General features: G+C 68.3%; 1 pseudogene. It reads left to right on the forward strand.

Going from position 1 to position 240, the window contains the following annotated elements:
• Window positions 1-240 (forward strand): annotated as a pseudogene (locus tag AC0IYU_RS34965) (hypothetical protein); the annotation flags it as partial.

Here is a 240-nt window from a genome sequence, read left to right on the forward strand (position 1 = left end):
GACCAGTTCCTCTCGGGGCTGCCGGGCATCCAGAAGTAAGGCTGCGACGGCCTGTTCACCAGCTGCCGCTGGGTGGTGCACAAGAGGCCCGCGCACACGCGCACCGTGTGCCTCGAAGTTTTCGGCAACGCCAAGGACGCGGTGCCCAGCATCGTCGAGATCAAGGACTGCATGGTCGCCGAGCAGAAGCGCTCGGGCGTGCTGCTGGCCGGCCGGGCGCACCTGGACGACCGCTACCGG

Source organism: Variovorax sp. AC103, assembly GCF_979254005.1.